General features: G+C 36.1%; 20 protein-coding genes. 11 read left to right on the plus strand and 9 right to left on the minus strand.

Annotated elements, in window-relative coordinates; all coding sequences use genetic code 11:
* Positions 1-13 precede the first annotated feature (13 nt).
* Positions 14-1,276 carry a serpin family protein gene (locus tag AQ616_RS01350; protein ID WP_069684831.1) on the plus strand — a complete coding sequence of 421 codons (1,263 nt, stop codon included), beginning with the start codon at positions 14-16 and terminating at the stop codon, positions 1,274-1,276.
* A gap of 77 nt (positions 1,277-1,353) precedes the next feature.
* A complete protein-coding gene (locus AQ616_RS01355) occupies positions 1,354-1,710 on the plus strand; it encodes a DoxX family protein (RefSeq protein WP_017798411.1) in 357 nt (118 codons plus the stop codon).
* 46 nt (positions 1,711-1,756) lie between these two features.
* Here the strand turns inward: AQ616_RS01355 and csaA are convergent, their stop codons facing one another.
* On the minus strand, positions 1,757-2,089 hold the full coding sequence (gene csaA / locus AQ616_RS01360) for a chaperone CsaA (protein ID WP_017798412.1): 333 nt from the start codon (positions 2,087-2,089) through the stop codon (positions 1,757-1,759).
* A 153-nt stretch (positions 2,090-2,242) separates the two neighbouring features.
* On the opposite strand from csaA, the gene AQ616_RS01365 reads away from it, so the two are divergent.
* From AQ616_RS01365 to AQ616_RS01380, 4 genes are all read left to right on the plus strand, one after another.
* On the plus strand, positions 2,243-2,968 hold the full coding sequence (locus tag AQ616_RS01365) for an ABC transporter ATP-binding protein (RefSeq protein WP_084822412.1): 726 nt from the start codon (positions 2,243-2,245) through the stop codon (positions 2,966-2,968).
* Positions 2,952-4,178: an ABC transporter permease gene (locus AQ616_RS01370; protein ID WP_017798414.1), complete on the plus strand. Its 1,227-nt coding sequence runs from the start codon at positions 2,952-2,954 to the stop codon at positions 4,176-4,178. Before AQ616_RS01365 ends, AQ616_RS01370 begins: the two co-directional genes overlap by 17 nt.
* A gap of 82 nt (positions 4,179-4,260) precedes the next feature.
* Complete coding sequence (locus AQ616_RS01375) at positions 4,261-4,452, plus strand: hypothetical protein (RefSeq protein WP_017798415.1); 192 nt, start codon at positions 4,261-4,263, stop codon at positions 4,450-4,452.
* Complete coding sequence (locus tag AQ616_RS01380; RefSeq protein ID WP_069684833.1) at positions 4,452-5,270, plus strand: nucleotidyltransferase domain-containing protein; 819 nt, start codon at positions 4,452-4,454, stop codon at positions 5,268-5,270. Before AQ616_RS01375 ends, AQ616_RS01380 begins: the two co-directional genes overlap by 1 nt.
* Positions 5,271-5,315: 45 nt before the next feature.
* On the opposite strand, the gene AQ616_RS01385 is transcribed toward AQ616_RS01380, so the two are convergent.
* The 3 genes from AQ616_RS01385 to AQ616_RS01395 all read right to left on the minus strand — a co-directional run bounded on the left by AQ616_RS01385 (position 5,316) and on the right by AQ616_RS01395 (position 8,204).
* On the minus strand, positions 5,316-6,329 hold the full coding sequence (locus AQ616_RS01385) for a DUF2804 domain-containing protein (RefSeq protein ID WP_069684834.1): 1,014 nt from the start codon (positions 6,327-6,329) through the stop codon (positions 5,316-5,318).
* Between the two features lie 80 nt (positions 6,330-6,409).
* Positions 6,410-7,306, minus strand: a complete 897-nt coding sequence (locus AQ616_RS01390; protein ID WP_069684835.1) for a macrolide 2'-phosphotransferase — start codon at positions 7,304-7,306, stop codon at positions 6,410-6,412.
* A 34-nt stretch (positions 7,307-7,340) separates the two neighbouring features.
* Positions 7,341-8,204 carry a LysR family transcriptional regulator gene (locus AQ616_RS01395; protein WP_069684836.1) on the minus strand — a complete coding sequence of 288 codons (864 nt, stop codon included), beginning with the start codon at positions 8,202-8,204 and terminating at the stop codon, positions 7,341-7,343.
* Between the two features lie 117 nt (positions 8,205-8,321).
* Here AQ616_RS01395 and AQ616_RS01400 point away from each other — a divergent pair, with 117 nt between their 5' ends.
* On the plus strand, positions 8,322-8,894 hold the full coding sequence (locus tag AQ616_RS01400; protein ID WP_069684837.1) for an NAD(P)H oxidoreductase: 573 nt from the start codon (positions 8,322-8,324) through the stop codon (positions 8,892-8,894).
* Positions 8,895-9,019: 125 nt separating this feature from the next.
* Positions 9,020-9,157: a TetR-like C-terminal domain-containing protein gene (locus AQ616_RS20170; RefSeq protein WP_168156628.1), complete on the plus strand. Its 138-nt coding sequence runs from the start codon at positions 9,020-9,022 to the stop codon at positions 9,155-9,157.
* 15 nt (positions 9,158-9,172) lie between these two features.
* Here AQ616_RS20170 and AQ616_RS01405 read toward each other — a convergent pair whose 3' ends face one another.
* On the minus strand, positions 9,173-9,469 hold the full coding sequence (locus AQ616_RS01405; protein WP_017798421.1) for a TIGR04104 family putative zinc finger protein: 297 nt from the start codon (positions 9,467-9,469) through the stop codon (positions 9,173-9,175).
* Between the two features lie 150 nt (positions 9,470-9,619).
* Between AQ616_RS01405 and AQ616_RS01410 the strand changes: the two genes are divergently transcribed.
* Positions 9,620-10,213: a GNAT family N-acetyltransferase gene (locus AQ616_RS01410; protein ID WP_069684838.1), complete on the plus strand. Its 594-nt coding sequence runs from the start codon at positions 9,620-9,622 to the stop codon at positions 10,211-10,213.
* Between the two features lie 62 nt (positions 10,214-10,275).
* Here the strand turns inward: AQ616_RS01410 and gnd are convergent, their stop codons facing one another.
* The 4 genes from gnd to AQ616_RS01430 all read right to left on the minus strand — a co-directional run bounded on the left by gnd (position 10,276) and on the right by AQ616_RS01430 (position 15,532).
* Positions 10,276-11,673, minus strand: a complete 1,398-nt coding sequence (gnd, locus tag AQ616_RS01415) for a decarboxylating NADP(+)-dependent phosphogluconate dehydrogenase (protein WP_017798423.1) — start codon at positions 11,671-11,673, stop codon at positions 10,276-10,278.
* Positions 11,674-11,888: 215 nt separating this feature from the next.
* Positions 11,889-13,235 carry a gluconate:H+ symporter gene (locus tag AQ616_RS01420; RefSeq protein ID WP_026133839.1) on the minus strand — a complete coding sequence of 449 codons (1,347 nt, stop codon included), beginning with the start codon at positions 13,233-13,235 and terminating at the stop codon, positions 11,889-11,891.
* Between the two features lie 37 nt (positions 13,236-13,272).
* A complete protein-coding gene (gene gntK, locus AQ616_RS01425; protein WP_069685081.1) occupies positions 13,273-14,805 on the minus strand; it encodes a gluconokinase in 1,533 nt (510 codons plus the stop codon).
* Positions 14,806-14,809: 4 nt separating this feature from the next.
* Positions 14,810-15,532, minus strand: a complete 723-nt coding sequence (locus AQ616_RS01430; RefSeq protein WP_039819846.1) for a GntR family transcriptional regulator — start codon at positions 15,530-15,532, stop codon at positions 14,810-14,812.
* A 325-nt stretch (positions 15,533-15,857) separates the two neighbouring features.
* Between AQ616_RS01430 and AQ616_RS01435 the strand changes: the two genes are divergently transcribed.
* Both AQ616_RS01435 and AQ616_RS01440 read left to right on the plus strand, forming a co-directional pair.
* A complete protein-coding gene (locus AQ616_RS01435) occupies positions 15,858-17,228 on the plus strand; it encodes a processed acidic surface protein (RefSeq protein WP_069684839.1) in 1,371 nt (456 codons plus the stop codon).
* Complete coding sequence (locus AQ616_RS01440) at positions 17,218-17,802, plus strand: class D sortase (protein WP_017798428.1); 585 nt, start codon at positions 17,218-17,220, stop codon at positions 17,800-17,802. Before AQ616_RS01435 ends, AQ616_RS01440 begins: the two co-directional genes overlap by 11 nt.
* Positions 17,803-17,974 lie beyond the last annotated feature (172 nt).

Below are 17,974 nucleotides of genomic sequence, written 5' to 3' on the forward strand. Positions count from 1 at the left end.
GGATTTGTGTAAAATGAAGAAATGCTTTTTTATCTTTTCCATACTATGTTTATTCTTATTATTTTCTGCTTGTGGCACAGATAATAGTGCCACAGGTGGAAATAATTCTACAGATGCCCCTCCCACCACGAAAATAGACACCTCTGTTTTGGTAAATGACGCTAATCAAGCAAGTAATCATCTCGGTTTTCAAACATTACAACGATTAAAAGGTAATGAAGAAGATAATATTTTTGTCTCTCCGATCAGTATTTGGTTAGCTGTCTCGATGGCATATAATGGAGCTGACGGAGATACGAAAGACGAAATGACCAACGCGCTACAACTAGGAGATATCGACCTCCAAACATTAAACGAACATAATGCCTCTATGATGGACCAAGTAAGTAATCACGATGATGTCGAGTTAAATATTCTTAATTCTATTTGGTTACGTCCCAAATTCACTTTTCTTGAAGACTTTGAACAACAAGTTACTGAATCTTACAATCCAGAACTAGGACCTTTAACGACAAAAGAACCGATGAACGAATGGGTTAGTGAAAAAACAAATGGAAAAATTACTAATCTTATTGAAAAAGTCGATGAAGACCATGTCGCCTTCTTATTAAATGCTACGTATTTCAATGGTAACTGGAAGTATCCTTTTGATGAAAATAATACTGATAATGGTTCATTCAATTTAGATGAATCATCCATCACAGAAGTCCCTTTTATGTCACTTGATGAAAAACTTTTTTATTGGGAAAATGATGAATTTCAATTGGTTGCACTTCCATACGGTGAAGAGGGAAACATTCAGATGGAGGTATTTCTGCCGAATGAAAGTATTAGATTGCAGGAATTTGTTAACAAATTAACGTTGGAAGACTGGCAGAATTGGCGTGAATCTATGCAAGAAACGGTAGGAAGCTTAAAAATGCCTAAGTTCTCCTTAGAATATGAATCAGAGTTACAAGATTTTTTCCAAGCTTTAGGTATGGAGAAAGCATTTGACCAGAATATAGCTGACTTTTCTAACATGATTGATCCAGCTCAGTTACGTGGTAATTTGTATATTAGTAAAATCATGCATAAAACGTTTTTAGAGGTTGACGAAAGAGGTACAGAAGCAGCAGGGGCAACTTCTGTGGAGATGAAAGAAGAGTCTGCCATTGTTAGTCCAGCTCCTTTCCAAATGGAAATTAATCGCCCTTTTCTCCTTACCATTTCCGATAATGAGACGGACACCATATTATTTATGGGTATGATACATGAACCTACTTCTATTGATTAACTCTCAAATTCTACTCATAGCCAATAAAACTAAAAAAGAATAGAATGGAAGTAATTTCTAATAGAGGAGAAATTACATTGATAAAGAAAATATTTTTATATATTTTTGCAATCTTATTTATGCTTGCGGGTATGGGGCATTTTGTACTCGATGATTTCTTTATTTCATCAATACCAGAATGGGTCCCAGAACGTCCGTTTATTGTGTATATATCAGGGGTTGTTGAGATTGTGCTAGGGGCATTCTTGCTTTATCCTACTACTCGTAGAAAAGCAGGAATTGCCATTGCTATATTCCTTGTACTTGTATTTCCTGTAAATATTTATATGGCATTCCATGCAGAAAACTATAACACTCCAGAAGTAGCACTTTGGATCCGTCTACCATTACAATTTCTATTAATTTGGTGGGTAATGAAAGTAAGCAAACGATAATGCAAAAATGGCCAAGCTCTTTATCCACGAGGCTTGGCCATCTTGCTTACGATATTTTTGTACCATCTGGAACTTCTTCATCAGGACGTAGCAAAATAACATCGCCCTCTCCAGGAACTCCGCCTATGATCAACACTTCTGATTTAAACCCTGCTACACGCATCGGAGGAAAATTAACTACCCCTACCACCTGGCGACCTACTATTTCTTCGGGTTCATACCTCTTGGTAATTTGCGCTGAAGATTTTTTTATTCCTATTTCATCACCGAAATCAACGGACAGCTTAATTGCTGGTCTACGAGCCTCTGGGAAAGGTTCTGCATGTATTACCGTTCCAACTCGCATGTCCACCTTCATAAAATCATCAATTGTCGCCATTTACCCTTCCTCCCAACTATTTTATATCATTACTTCTATGATATAATTGAGAAAAATCAGAATCAACTATTGTGAAGGAAAATTTAGCGAAAACCTTTAAAGATAATAACACTTTAAAATGAAGAATGTAGAAAATTATATTGGAGGATGCCTATGATCGAAGTAAAAATCAACCATGCTGGATATCATTCAGAACAATTATATTTATCGGATATCCAATTTTCGATCCCCCCTGGAGAGACTGTTGGCTTACTTGGGGCTAACGGTGCAGGGAAAAGTACGACCATTAAATCAATTATTGGAACGATAGAAGCATTTGATGGAGAAATAATACATATCAAAGATAATCATCGACTTGCGTATATACCAGAGGAACCTATCCTATACGATCACCTCACACTTTGGGAACATCTACGTCTAGCAGCCACTTCTTATGACTTACCCGAGGATCAATGGATTCCAAAAGCAGAGAAACTCCTAAAACTATTTTTATTAAACGGAAAAGAACACCTATACCCGACACTTTTTTCAAAAGGAATGAGACAAAAATCACTAATTGTCTTAAGCTTTATGATACAAGCAGATATTTATATAATAGATGAACCATTTATTGGATTAGACCCAATTGCTACGAAAAACCTAATTACTTTGTTGGAGCAGGAAAAACAACGTGGTGCGGCTATTCTGATGACCACCCATGTACTAGACTCCGCTGAAAAACTCTGTGATACATTTGTACTTCTACACGAAGGAAGAATGTTATTTAAAGGGAATCTAATTGAGTTACAACAAAGAACAAATCAAATGTTAGACACTTCTTTATTAGATTGCTTCTATTGTTTATTAGAGGAGGAAGTAGCAAATGAACCCCGCCTTTAGTGTGTTTAAACAAAGGCTTCGAACAGATTTAAAACAACAACGAAAAGCACGAAATATGGTACTGGATTGGACCTTATTCGTCTACGCCCTTATTCCTGGAGTCGCCATTGGAATTTACGTCTATATGGAATGGCTACAAGATATTCCTTCTATATTTACTTTTATTGGCTGGTATGGATGGATGGCACTTTTATTTTTATCTATGTTAATCTTTGAAATTAAATTATACACTTATGTCGCTGATCAACTATTCTTAAGTAGAAACATTCCGTTTCTGCGAAAAATTACACAGTATGGAATTATATATTCTTTTGGTCACACGATTATACTTGGAACAATTATTTTCACTTTACCTACTTTATTAATAATGGAAATATTTAACTTAGGGATCCAACAAATGATTCTATTATATATCTACTACATCACTACTTCTTGCCTTTTTAACACCTGGAAGAAGTATCAGAAAATCTATATATCATCATCTATTTTTCGGTTAGTTAACCAAATTCTTCCGATCATCGCAATCATATTAGGTTCACCCTATATTATCGAAAGTTCTTTTTTCACCGTCATATGGGTAATCATTAGCGTACTTGGTTGCATTGTTATTTCCCGAAAAATTTTATATAACGGGAACCATTTTCTGAAAATCGCTTTACTCGATGATGCATTACGTAATCAACTGGGAAATTTACTATTAATGGATGCAAAGAATAAGGGTTACCATCCACCAACAAAAACAAAACCAAGACTTTGGAAACATTCACAAGTAATGTTTAAACAACAACATACACAGATGATTTTCACAGATGCATTCATTAAGTCAGTGATTCGGAATCAGCGCGTACTCTTTCCAATCTTACAACTCAGCGCCTTATTAATTGCTTTAATTATACTTACATCGGGTAGTTGGATTTCGTATATTGTCTGGGGAATTTCTATTTATATTATTATCGATATCGCTAAAACTGGATGGATGGCTTTTCATCATGACCCTTTTATCCGTTTGTTTCGTTGGGATGAAACCATGCTACGTGATTCTCTAGAAATGTCCGTGTTATATTTGGCCACACCTATACTTATTTTTCTTAATATGATTTTCGGTTATCTACAGTTTCATGTAATAGGGCTTCTTTTGTTTCCCTTGTTAGTCCTATTTCTCGTCAATTGGGGGACCAAATCATTTTTGCGTAACTCTCCGGTTTTCTAGCAGTAATGGAATACTAAGTATTTTTTAGGCAAGGTATTCCTATTGTTAAAATCTAATATAATAAAATTGGAGGTGCTTTACCTTGAACAGATTATCTTCACTTTCTGTATCTGTCGGACTTTTGACATTCATTCTATCACTAACACTTTTTCTTTTTATTGATTCCCCTTATCCGATATTAGGTGCACTGATAACAGCATATCTAATGGTTGAACTCACCTACCTCATCCAATTTCAACAACAAAAAAATCAAAGAGAAGGGCTGAGAAAATAGTGTTAAAACCTGGTTATGGTCTTGATGATGATGGTTTTATTGTAAGCGATGTTAGTATAGATAAAATTGATTCTATATATCTGCCATGTATTCAAGAATCTGTTAATTCCCTTAAAAACTTATTTCCGCTACAACTGCATAGTGTTTATGTCTATGGCAGTGTTCCTCGAGGAGACGCAAAACCTATCCATTCTGACTTAGATCTTATTGCTTTATTTTCTAAAAAATTAAGCTCTGATGAAGTTGATCGATTAAAAACACTTACTAGTGAACTAACAAATAAATATATCAATCTCGTCCGCGATATAGGAATTGCTATGGCTGATTACGACTATACGATCGATCCAAGCAATTACTATGAAAATGCATTTCTAAGGGAGATAAGTGTTTGTGTTTACGGAGAAGATTTGGGTGAACGATTCGGACCATATAAACTCACATCAGAAATCCCCATTAAGTTCAATGGTGATATATGCAAGTCACTACATCGGACTTTAAATAGGTTAGACATTCCTTCGGACGAAGCTTTCCGCACATACACACAAGGTTTTGCTCGTAAACTAATTCGAACTTACTACTCGATGGTGATGGTACGCTCACAAATATGGTCAACAAGGCTTCATGAGCAAGCTGAAGTATTTATACATTACTTTCCGGACAAAGAATCGATTGTGCACACGCTTCTTAATTGGATAGATCATCCACCAACCAATCGCAAAACTGTTCAAAAATTGTTTGAGAGGGAAGGCAATTGGGCTTGTGCCAATTTTGCTTATGAGGCCACTATGAGTAGCCTAAATATTAATGATGATATATAAATGAAGGTAAAACCAATAAAATATTGACTTTACCTTCTCTCTTCATTACCACTTAGCTTTATGGTCTTCTGCCCATCCAAGCAACGAGTCGATTTTAATAGTTTTCCCATCATCTGTTTTAATTGTTCCTTGATAATGGCCGATCAGTTGATGAACACTCGATTTAATAATAACTGCTTTTGTTTCTGCGATACGTTCAAATATGGGCATGAATTGGAGATTAACTCGATCAGAACCAATCGTTGTTAGTCTCCATGGTTTATGGTAATCATTATTGTTATACTCCCATTTTATATCATCGTGAATCTTATGCAATCGATCATTAATCACGAAGCCATTTTCATTTTGACCAGTCTTATCCGTCCATTGTCCTCCAAAATTTAATCCAATCCGTTGTCCATCAATCACACCAGAAGCAGAACCCCAATTCCAATTGGAAGCATATTTCCAAACACCTCGTCCAAAATCTAGACACCCAAATGCACGATCAGATTGCATTAAATAGATTTTATCCCCCCAGGTTATTTTTCCAGATGCAGGGATTGCAGGTTGTTTAGAAGTAAATTGAAATCGTTTCTGCGCCCAAGGAACAACAACATTTAATGATTCATATTTATCTGGTCTTGATAATTCTATATCTGCGTTTAATCCTTTTCCACCCCCAAAATCATAGATTGATATAGTTAGCGTAGTGGACTCATCCAGTTCATCAAAATGAATACGCATGTCTTTTCCATCATAATGAAGTGATTCCCTGACCCCTTCCGGCATGTGTACACCTTTTCCAAATGGGATTAAAGAAGTCTTCTCGTAAAATTCCTTTGTCGTCAAATCTAGTATATAAACAAACATAACAGCCGCATAATCAATATGAGATATCGTTGCAGAAAATAACACCTCTGGACTGGTTACACACCAATAGTTCCATTTTTTCTTTCGAGGATAACTCCCTGTCACATTACATTGCACAAGTGGGTGCTTCGCCCATCCAACACTGCGGTCATTCAACCTGCCATCGACACATAAACGAACTGGTTTCTTTATTTCTATTGCTTGCATAACTCTAACGCCCCCTAGTATGTTTTTTCAATTATACTAAAAAAAGAAACGCCCCCATGAATGAGGTCGTTTATCTGTATCTATTCATCTACACCTAGCATTTGTTTGGCCATTTCTTCCATTTCGCTCGATTTAGAAACAATCGCAAATTCTGCTACATCAATAGCATATGCTGCTTGAAGCTCAATAATATGTTCTTTCATTTTAGGCCATGTTTTACCACCTGCATTACCGTATGCTTCAATTAACCTTTCTAATCCCGCTTCTTGATAAAGGATATAATGCGTCACAAAGTCTCTGGAAATATCCGTAACAGAAACCTCTGTCCAATCAATAAAGCCCGTTACCTCTATAGTATCATTAATCATCGTATGTCCTGGATGAACATCTCCATGAATCAGTCCGGTATGTGTTGGCCATAAAGAATCCTCTGACACCCATTTTTGCCATCTCTCCCACAGCACTTCACTTACTCCGAATTGTTCCTTTACTTTTACCATACGTTGTTTCATATTAGCTCTTAAATCTTTCGCATCATTGATCTCAATACCAGTATCGGTAAAATAACTCTTTGGAAGTTGATGAAGCTCTGCTAGTGCTGTTCCTAACGTCTGATGAAAAGTATCCGGCGTATTTTCTACATCAAAACTCCATACATAATTTTGAATATCCGGGTCTATTGTACCTGCTGGTCGACCTTCCAACTGTTTATAAGCAATCAATTCGTTAGTATATACTTCCCATTTAGGCACTTGAAAAGAAACATGGTTATGGATAATATCCAATGCACGCTTCTCTTGGTCTGTACTTCGCGTAGAGTCGGGACGTCGAGGAATACGTAAAATCCATTGTGAGTCTTCTGTATCTTCCACATGAGCGACCTGAAAATCCAATCCAGATTCATTTAACTTCACCGTGTCTTCGTTTACATCTATCCCATGTTTTCTTGCTAAATGAACTACTTCATTTTTATCCATCTTAGAACCTCCCTCTATATTGTTCCGCTTATTTTTATAATTGTTCTACGTTAGCTAGGTAGTCGATAAACACCGACATGCTTTTTGATACCCACTTATCTTTGTGAATAGCTTGAAAGATAGCTAGTTTTTGTCTCACTTTAGAATTAGGGTATTCTATTAATTCTCCATTTTTGAGTTCTTTTTCAACAACAAATCGGGGTACAATCGATTGGCCAAGGTTACACATTACACTCTTTTTAATAGCTTCTACACTTGGTAATTCGATTGCCTTCATATTGATATCAGTAGTCGTATTCATATATTCTTCCATTATCGGGCGCCAACTACATTTATACTCCGTTGTAAGCATTCGTGGGGAATAAGGTCTTCTCTCGATCTTTGCAGGAAGAATATGGACGAGCTCTTCTTGTCTAATTTTTTTCACCCAGACATCTTTCTGTGTCCAATTTTCAATGTCAACAAGGAAAGCAATATCCACCTCTCCACTTTTTAATTGACTATGAACATCTTCAAACCTTAATGTTTTTAACACTATTTCTACTTTAGGATATTCCTCCATAAATCCTCTTAAAATACCAGGTAGCCAATGAATCATTAACGTCTCACTCGCACCAATTATTACTATTCCAGAAGGTTCCTCCGTATTCCTTAAACGATCTTTGGATTCGGAATATAGTTCAATAATTTCAGTAGCATAAGGAAGAAATGTTTCCCCTGCTTGCGTCAGGCTTATACTCTTCCCCATACGATTAAACAAAGGGATTTCTAACTCTGATTCAAGATCATGGATATGTGCTGTAATAGAGGATTGAGCATAACCTAGTACATCTGCTGCTTTTTTAAATCCACCTTTATCAACTATTGTTTTAAATGTAACTAGATGCCGTAATTCCATTTCATCCTCCTTGTTATCAAAAATACTGAACGTTAATATCTAATAATTCAATTTTACTGTATATATCATTTACTTTAAACTAGAATTAACACATTTTCAATGAGGGGATGATCCTACATGAAAGTATTAACAATTGTTGCACATCCTAGAGAAGAATCTTTAACGATGAAAGTCACTAATCGTTTTATAGAAGGTCTACAAGATGCTGGTCATACTGTTGAAATTATTGATTTATATCGTCATGAATTTGAAGCAGCTTTGCCGATTGCAGATGAGCCCGAATGGGAGGCAGAAGAGCAACATTTTTCACCAGAAGTAACGAAAGAGATGGAGCGAATGAAGAGCGCGGATGCTTTAGCATTTATTTTTCCATTATGGTGGTGGAGTATGCCAGGAATTATGAAAGGTTATATCGATCGTGTTTGGAATTTTGGATTCGCATATGGGAATAACCATTTACACCATGAGCATGTACTTTGGCTAGGATTAGCTGCAGCAGATGAGAAAAAACTTGCAAAGCGAAAGTATGATTCAATGATGGAACATTATTTTAATGTTGGTCTAGCTGATTACTGTGGTATTCCAAATTCTGCGTTCCACTTACTCACCGAAACCAATAAAGTAAATCCTCAACAAATCGATGAATGGTTATTGCAAGTATATGATTTAGGGCGGAACTATGGAAAATAAAAACAACCATCGAAGAGAATAATTATTCTCTTCGACGGTTGTGGTTTGCTCTTTTATTTATACAGGAGTGTGAATACGAAATCCTTTCTGATAGCAACGAAAATATCGTCATAGAGTAGTTTTACATCTATCGAGCTCATGGAATCGCAGGTTTTATCATTCGTTGGATTGAAGAAGATTTCCCTCACTCTCCATCATATATGGCAAAGCAAATTGTCGAACTAATGGTATCATCTACAACGATTTTGCACCAGAAAAAATAACTTGCCCTTACTATGTTAAAAAGGCAAGTTTTCTTCATTCGATAATTCTAGCCAATAAGGATACGAAGCCAAGTAAATGCTTGCAATGAATATCATTATGACAATGGTCCACAACGTTGGCTCCCAAAAAATGTTTAGTAAGAGTACAAGAGGAATCACAAACATAAGAGCAGTTGACCGTTTTCTTGTGCGTTTGCTTATAAATTGTATTTCACTACAGTGAGGACAATTCATACGTGTATCCAATGTAAAAGACTTTTTTATCGTCTGCTTCCATGTCCAATTTTCGCCGCACTTTTGGCATTTTGGCATAAAAACACCCCTATAACTTAATTAACAATTATTACTAATTTTAACATAATTTATTACTTACACATATTAATTTCATTTCCATTGACTTTATCCACTATAAATTTTAATCTGATTCTATAGGCAGGAATAAATAGACTGGAGCTTGTTATCATGCAAATTATGAGAGCAAATGAATTCAATGATCAATATGTACGGGAGAAGTTCAGCAAAACATTCGTAGATGGTTTTGGCGAAGATCTTCGCTATTTCACAGAGGATAAGGAAAAACTAGCAAAAGCGCTTGAACACATCTTTATTCTTGAGAATTTTTATATAACAGTGGTTGATGAAGATATTGCTGCAATCACCTTTTGTACCAATGGAGATAAACTAGCTATTCAACATAATAAGAAAGAATTACGAAAAAATCTTGGGTGGCTAAAGGGAACAATTGCTAATGTTGTTTTCAAAAAAGAATTTCAGAAACCACCGGTAAAAACAGGTGATAAGATTGCTAACATTGGGTTTGTTGCTACTGCTGAAAAATATCGACGCCAAGGCATGGCTTCCACATTGATGAATTATATCCTTTCCTTACCCCATTATGAGACGTTTTTATTAGAAACAATTGCCGATACCAATACAAGTGCGCTGCAACTCTATAAGAATCTCGGATTTAAAGAAATTAAACGGACGAAACAGAAACATACAAAATTTAGTGGCATTAATTATTATATTGATATGGCATACAAGAAAAATGGATAACAAAAGGTCGTATCCACATAAAGATACGACCTTTATTATTTAACCCCTTTTGTTCTTAACACTTACCACTCTGTATGGAAAGTACCTTCTTTATCCACTCTCTCATACGTATGTGCACCAAAATAGTCTCGCTGTGCTTGAATCATATTGGCACCACTTTGAGAGGAACGGTATCCATCATAGTAAGTTAAAGATGCTCCTAAACTTGGTAAGGATAGTCCAGTTTCCATCCCTTTTATCACAACTTTCCGTAATGAAGCTTGATAGTCATTAATCTTCTCTTGGAAGAATGGTGATAGTAATAAGTTTGGTAGTTGTTTATCTGCTTTAAATGCATCACTAATTTCATTCAGAATACCAGCTCTGATAATGCATCCACCTCTAAATATCAACGCAATTTCTTCTAGTTTTAAATCCCAACCATAGGCTTCAGATGCTTGCTTATATTGATGAAATCCTTGTGCATACGCACATATTTTGCCCATAAACAGTGCTTTTCTCACAAGTTCCAGCCATGCTTGTTTGTCGAGGTCTTGGTCTAGTTTCGTTGGCCCTGACAACAATTGATCTGCAAGAACACGTTCTTCTTTTAAGCCCGATAAGAATCGTGCAAACACTGATTCTGTAATAATAGATAACGGAACACCTACATCCAATGCATTTTGGCTTGTCCATTTCCCAGTACCTTTTTGACCTGATTTATCTAAAATAACATCAACCAATGGTTTATTCGTTTCTTCATCGACATGCGTTAAAATATCACTCGTTATTTCCATCAAATAGCTTTCAAGTTCTCCTTCATTCCACTCACGAAATGTAGTTGCGATTTCTTCAACTGATAAACCCAGTCTTTCACGCAAGAACTGATAAGCCTCTGTAATCAGCTGCATATCGGCATATTCAATACCGTTATGTACCATTTTCACATAATGCCCAGAACCTTCTTTACCTAAATAACCACAACATGCTTTACCGTCAACTTGTGCCGCTATTTTCTCTAGGATAGGTGCAACTTCTTGATATACTTTTTCATCGCCACTAGGCATTAGTGCAGGTCCATGAAGCGCTCCCTCTTCCCCACCAGAAACACCTACACTGACAAAATGAATCCCAACATCTTTTAAGCGATGATAACGACGGTTCGAATCATTAAAATTGGAATTCCCCCCGTCCATAATAATGTCTTCTTTATCAAGTAACGGTACTAATGAATCAATGACAGAATCAATAATGGGGCCAGCTGTTACCATTAAGAATACTTTTCTTGGTTTTGCTAATGAATTTACAAAACTCTCTAAGTCATAATGTGCCTCTGCATTATCACTTGTAAAATTGGATTTAAATTTTTCTGTTAGGTCAGATGTATAGTTATAAACCGCAACTCTTTCACCCTTATTGGCCATGTTCATCGCTAGGTTTGCACCCATAACACCTAAACCAAATACTCCAATAGAATTCATTCTTTCTACACTTCCTTTATATAGGTTGTTCAAACTGTCCGGTAAAAATGACACATATCAGGGGACCTTCTGCTAAAATCGCCCACACGTCCTGTGGAAGCTCGTTGGCTTAGCTTCTCCGTTCCTCACATATTTATTGCTTACGTTTTGGTACTTTAAGTTCGCCACTCGAACTTCTTTGTCCTTTTCATCCACTTTTTTGAACACGCATTTATTTATACAATTAAACTTAACGCTAGTGTAAAGACAAGACCAGCGACAGAAATCACTGTTTCAAGTAACGTCCATGTTGCGAACGTTTCTTTCATGGATAGATTAAAGTATTCTTTAAAAATCCAGAACCCAGTATCATTTACATGCGAAGCAATTAAACTACCCGCACCTGTCGCTAATACCATTAAAGCAAGGTTTACATCTGTACCTTCCATTAAAGGAATTACCATACCAGCAGTTGTTAAAGCAGCAACTGTCGCTGAACCTAATGCAATTCTTAATATTGCTGCAATCAACCAAGCGAGAAAGATTGGTGACATACTCGTTCCATCAAATAAAGCAGCAACAGAATCGCCGACACCGCCGTCAATTAAGACTTGTTTTAAGGCACCGCCACCACCAATGATAAGTAGCATCATACCAATTGCGCGAACAGATTCTTCTGCAGATGCCATCAATTGTTTCATCGGTATTTTACGAGCAATTCCCATTGTATAGATTGCTAGTAACAAGGAAATTAATAATGCCGTTGTTGGTTGCCCAATCATGCGCATGATTTCAAAGAAAATGTTATCGGATACATTACCGATATCTTGTAGTAAATCAACCACTGTTGTAATCGCCATTAAAATCACTGGGAATAGTGCAGTTAATGCACTAACTGCAAAGCTCGGTGTTTCCTCTTTTGGAAGTGATTTTCCCCCACCAAGTGATCCAAGGTCACCAACTTTTGAAAATGCTTCTGGCACAATTTTCTTTGCAACTTTAGTAAATAGTGGCCCAGCTAAAATAACCGTCGGAATCGCAATGATAATCCCATAAATAAGTACCATTCCAATATTCGCTCCGTATTGTTGAGCAATCACGGTTGGACCTGGATGCGGTGGTAAAAAGCCATGCGTCACGGATAACGCTGCCGTCATCGGTAAACCTAAATATAATAAAGGTATTTTAATTTCTTTTGCAATTTGATAAATAATCGGTATTAGTAGAACTAACCCTACTTCGAAGAATAACGCTACACCAATAATGAATGATGCAATTACTACAGCCCATTGGATTCGTTTTTCCCCAAATTTGTGGATCAACGTTAAAGCGATTCGCTGTGCCCCACCAGCATCTGCAACTAGTTTTCCTAGTATTGCACCAAAACCGAAGATGAGTGCAATGTCACCTAAAGTACCTCCAAGTCCACCTTCAATCGATTCAACAATATCTCCTAAAGGCATCCCTAAAGCTAATGCTGTTAGGAATGATACAATGATCAATGAAATAAATGTATTTAAATTCCACTTCATTATGAGTAGCAATAGTAACACTACAGCCAATGCTACAATAATTAATGGCATTATATTTTCCATAAATTCTCGCTCCCGTCTCGTTGTATTATTTATTTATGGACTTTTGTTGATAAGCCGCTATCTGTTCATATTCACTTTCTAATGCACGTGCAATTCGAATAAAGATTGGCATTAGTTCTCGATAAGCTTCTACATGTGTTGCATTCGGCTCATGTGCATGTGTATGACCAATTAAGTCTTCCACTACATCAAATGAATCGATTTTTTCTTCAGCATATAAGCCAAGCATACATGCACCTAAACATGAAGATTCATAGCTTTTCGGCACAATCACATCCTGATCAAAGATATCCGCCATCATCTGACGCCATAGCTCCGATCTAGAGAATCCTCCCGTTGCTTTGATAGATTTCACTGGAACATCCATTACTTCTACTAAAGCAAGGAACACCGAATATAGATTAAAGATGACTCCTTCTAATGCTGCTCGTACCATATGTTCCTTTTTATGATTTAAGGTTAATCCGATAAAGGAACCGCGCACATCAGAATTCCATAACGGAGCACGTTCTCCAGCTAGGAATGGGTGGAATAATAACCCATTGGAACCTGGCTCTACTTTACTAGCAATGGTGGTTAACACTTCATATGGATCGACATTTAACCGTTTTGCTGTTTCTACTTCACTTGCAGCCAGCTCATCTCTAATCCAACGCAGAACCATACCGCCATTATTGACCGGTCCACCAATCACCCAATGTTCTTCTGTTAATGCATAGCAAAAGATTCGTCCTTTTTGGTCTGTTCTTGGTTTTGGAATCACGGTACGAATCGCCCCACTGGTCCCAATTGTTATTGCAACTTCACCGTCTTTAATAGCGTTTACACCGATATTTGATAGTACTCCATCGCTTGCGCCAATGACGAATTTTGTATTACTTGTAATTCCCATCTCTTTAGCAACTGCTTCTTCACAACCTGTAAAGATCTTCGTGGTAGGAACTAATGAAGATAATTGTTCTTTATTTATTCCGGCTACCTGGAGTGCTTCTTCATCCCACGTAAGTTTATCTAAATTCATCATTCCTGTTGCAGAAGCGATGGAATGATCAACTACATACTCACCAAACAATTGATAGAAAATATATTCCTTAATACCAATGTATTTCTTCGTCTTTTCCGCAATCTCTGGACGTTCGTTTTGAATCCATGTAATTTTACTTAAAGGAGACATCGGATGAATAGGTGTTCCAGTTTTAAGGTAAATCTCATGCCCATTCATTTCTTGTTTAATTTTCTTCGCCCAACCAGCACTACGATTATCTGCCCACGTAATACATGGGGTAATTGCTTGATGTTGTTCATCTATGGCAATCAAACTATGCATCGCACTACTGAAAGAAATAAATGATAGATCTTCTTTATCAATAGTTGATTCTTCCATTACCTGTTTAATCGTCAAGCGTACTGCTAAATATATCTCTTCCGGATCTTGCTCAGCAGTGGATACATCAGGAGTATGTAAATCATATCCGTGATTTCCTTGAGCAATGATTTCGCCCGTTTCCCGGTATAATACTGCTTTTGTACTTGTTGTGCCGATATCGACACCAAGCATATATTTATTTTGATTCAATGCTCTCCCTCACAATCTTCATTCGTTCATCGTCACTCCAAATACTTTCTACACGATTTTGGACATCATTAAAGTTTTTATAAAAAGCATTATTCACCAAGTCTGCATCTTTATTTTTTATCGATTCTACAATTAATCGATGATTTTCAATAATTCGTTCAAAGTCATTTTCATCCTCTTGCATGCGATAACGCATCGATAAGAGAATCAAGCATTCCATGACTGGCTTCAAATTAGTCCAAAGCATAGCAATATAGTGATGATTAATCGACCGGATAATCGTTTCATGAAATTCCATATCTAAGAACGAAAATTGATCGACATCTTTATACTTAATAGCTATCTTCATCATTTCGACCACTTTTTCAAGATCATTAATCAAGGATGCATTGTCCATATCTAACAATCGTTGAAAAGTAAACGATTCCATCATGAGCCTCACATCATATATTTCTTCTATATCTTTCTCTGAGATACCAATTACTACTGCTCCCATTCGCTCAGGGCGAACGATATTTTCACTGCTAAGTACTTTTAGTGCCTCTCTAATTGGAGATCGGCTGACTTGAAATTCTTTCGCTAATTGATTCTCAGATAAAACGGTTTCAGGTTCAATCGCTCGAGAAATGATACGCATTCTTAATTCGGCAACGACCTGCTCACCCTTAGAACTATTTATGATTTGTTTCCTCGGATAAAAGGCTTTCATAAATACACCGTCCTCGACATGATGAATACTTGTATACAAGTATACTAACACCTGTAATTTTGTTTGTAAACGCTTGAATTGGATGATTTTAAAGTGGGAAAATTCTATTTTTTATTGGTTGGTTAAAATTTTATCTTGCCTATTTATTCTATTCTTCCCCATATTTCCTTATAGATTCTCTACATTAAATACAAAAATTGATGCTTTTGTCACACTATGTCGGACGATATATGCATATATTACCAAAAAACAGATTGCTAGTTTACAAGGCTCAGGATATAATTTTCTCATTAAGCTTGTCATTTTACTGAAAAGAGGAGAAAAGATGAAAAAATCGGCATTTATTTTTTGTATTATTATTTTATTTTCTGCCGTTTTACCGAGTACGATCAGTGCTCAGACAAGTATTACAGAAAAAGAGTTAGAAAGGTTTGCATCTCAAATTAGTCAACAAAGAGGTTTTACGGTAACCATTGAGGATTTGGAGTATAATCTAGCTATTTATGATGCGAATTTACAAGAGTTTGAAACGATCAATGAGTTAGAGCAATTCTTGGGAGAAGTGATTAAAAGGGATGGAAGTAATTTAGATTTAATCTATGAATACTATGAATTAGATAGTGATTCCCTTGAAGCATTACTTAATGAATTTGGTGAATCACTTGATGATTATATTTTTATTTATGATTTAGAATCGGCTGTCGACTTCTATATCGAAGAAAAGATAGAAAGAGATCCCTACTTTGATGAGAATCTGGAAATATATTTAAAAGAAGTGAGTGCCATTCGTGGATTTACGGTTACCAGAGAGCACATTGAGCATTCACTCTCTCTATATGAAACCACACTTGAAGAGTTTAAAACCATAGAACGTCTTTCTGATTTCTTAGCAGAAGTAATTAAAAAAGACTTGAGTAACTTAAGTGCCTATTTCGATATGAGTAAAAACGACGTTTTACAATTAATGAAAGATAATGGTTTAGATATCAATGATTATGTGTATTTAGATGATCTAGGAATCGACTTATATGAATTTATCGAATGGGACGATGAATATAGTATTGATTTCGATTATTTAATGAAGACCTATGATTTAACGGATGAAGAATTACTGCGATTAGAAGAGCACATTGGGAATATCCTTGAAAACGCTAGTGATGAAACAATTGAACGTATATGGAACTTAGCAGATAGAATGATGGCATTTGAAGAGTTCGATACTGCAACCGAGCTTACCGCATCTCAAATTGCTGAACTTGTTTCTATCTATCATGAATTTGTTTCTATATTTGAGTTTGATATTGAGTTTAGCTTAATAAAAGATGGGATAGAAGAGCCACTATCGCTAAATGCATTAATGTCTATGACAGAACTAGTAAATGCCGATTTAAAGATTAGCATTTATAACCTGCAAGGAACGTTTTTAGCAGATCTAATTATTACTGGAGAAATGGTAAGCTCTGAAACAATTAATGGCACAGGTGGCGCGATTAAAACGAAACAAACGGAATCAAAACAAACATTCGAGCCTGTACAGAAAAAAGTTGAATCCGAAGCAACTACTTCCACTGTTAAAGGAGCAAAATTACCAGAAACCGCTTCGAGCTATGTAGCAAATAGTCTGTTTGGAATTGCTACATTACTCATTGGAACACTTATTTTCATTCGAGCAAGGAAAGTAACAAGTGAAAAATAAACGTATACTTACTATTATCGGATTAATCTTTATTACTGGTGGAGCATGGGTTTTTTTGAACAATAGTAACTTATTTGTGAATGGCTATGAACTTGGTTCAACAAACGAACATACACTTATTGATAATCGTGATATTGAAAAGAAAATGGTTGAAGAACAGACAAAACAGAAACCCCCGAAGATTGGAGAAGAAATTGGGTCATTAACAATTGAACGAATAGATGCGATCATTCCTATCTTTCATGGCACGGATGAAAATGAATTAGAAAAGGGAATAGGACATTTTGCTAATAGTGTGCTTCCTGGGGAAAAAGATAATTCTGTATTATCTGGTCATAGAGATACTGTCTTTCGACGATTGGGAGAAGTGGAAATAGGTGATAGCCTTATTGTAACCACTGATACCGATACTTTTACGTATAAAGTCCGAAAAATTCGAATTGTTGACGAGGATGATCGTACGGTTATTGTTCCTAAAGCACGAGCAACATTAACTTTGAGTACATGTTATCCGTTTAATTTCATCGGATCTGCACCTGAAAGATATATATTAGAAGCTTATTTAGTAGAGTAACATTTGAAAAAGTTGGAGCTTTAGACCCCCAATAAAAAAGTCGTAGCGCCTTCCTTTTAAAAAAATATATACTATCCAAACGTGTAGAAACAATCATAGCTTCTACACGTTTTTTATTGAAATTTTTAGTTGTACAAGCTGTTAGATAGAATAGAATAGATATAAAACAAAG

Source organism: Oceanobacillus sp. E9, from assembly GCF_001741975.1.
GTDB lineage: Bacteria > Bacillota > Bacilli > Bacillales > Amphibacillaceae > Oceanobacillus > Oceanobacillus kimchii.

Bases quoted from the DNA above. Each gene is read 5' to 3' on its own strand.
- AQ616_RS01435 (WP_069684839.1), top strand. From the start codon at position 15,858: ATGAAAAAATCGGCATTTATTTTTTGTATTATTATTTTATTTTCTGCC.
- AQ616_RS01365 (WP_084822412.1), top strand. From the start codon at position 2,243: ATGATCGAAGTAAAAATCAACCATGCTGGATATCATTCAGAACAATTA.
- AQ616_RS01390 (WP_069684835.1), bottom strand. From the start codon at position 7,306: ATGGATAAAAATGAAGTAGTTCATTTAGCAAGAAAACATGGGATAGAT.
- AQ616_RS01385 (WP_069684834.1), bottom strand. From the start codon at position 6,329: ATGCAAGCAATAGAAATAAAGAAACCAGTTCGTTTATGTGTCGATGGC.
- csaA (WP_017798412.1), bottom strand. From the start codon at position 2,089: ATGGCGACAATTGATGATTTTATGAAGGTGGACATGCGAGTTGGAACG.
- gnd (WP_017798423.1), bottom strand. From the start codon at position 11,673: ATGAATTCTATTGGAGTATTTGGTTTAGGTGTTATGGGTGCAAACCTA.
- AQ616_RS01395 (WP_069684836.1), bottom strand. From the start codon at position 8,204: ATGGAATTACGGCATCTAGTTACATTTAAAACAATAGTTGATAAAGGT.
- gntK (WP_069685081.1), bottom strand. From the start codon at position 14,805: ATGCTTGGTGTCGATATCGGCACAACAAGTACAAAAGCAGTATTATAC.
- AQ616_RS01400 (WP_069684837.1), top strand. From the start codon at position 8,322: ATGAAAGTATTAACAATTGTTGCACATCCTAGAGAAGAATCTTTAACG.
- AQ616_RS01410 (WP_069684838.1), top strand. From the start codon at position 9,620: ATGCAAATTATGAGAGCAAATGAATTCAATGATCAATATGTACGGGAG.
- AQ616_RS01350 (WP_069684831.1), top strand. From the start codon at position 14: ATGAAGAAATGCTTTTTTATCTTTTCCATACTATGTTTATTCTTATTA.
- AQ616_RS01420 (WP_026133839.1), bottom strand. From the start codon at position 13,235: ATGCCATTAATTATTGTAGCATTGGCTGTAGTGTTACTATTGCTACTC.
- AQ616_RS01370 (WP_017798414.1), top strand. From the start codon at position 2,952: ATGAACCCCGCCTTTAGTGTGTTTAAACAAAGGCTTCGAACAGATTTA.
- AQ616_RS01405 (WP_017798421.1), bottom strand. From the start codon at position 9,469: ATGCCAAAATGCCAAAAGTGCGGCGAAAATTGGACATGGAAGCAGACG.
- AQ616_RS01430 (WP_039819846.1), bottom strand. From the start codon at position 15,532: ATGAAAGCCTTTTATCCGAGGAAACAAATCATAAATAGTTCTAAGGGT.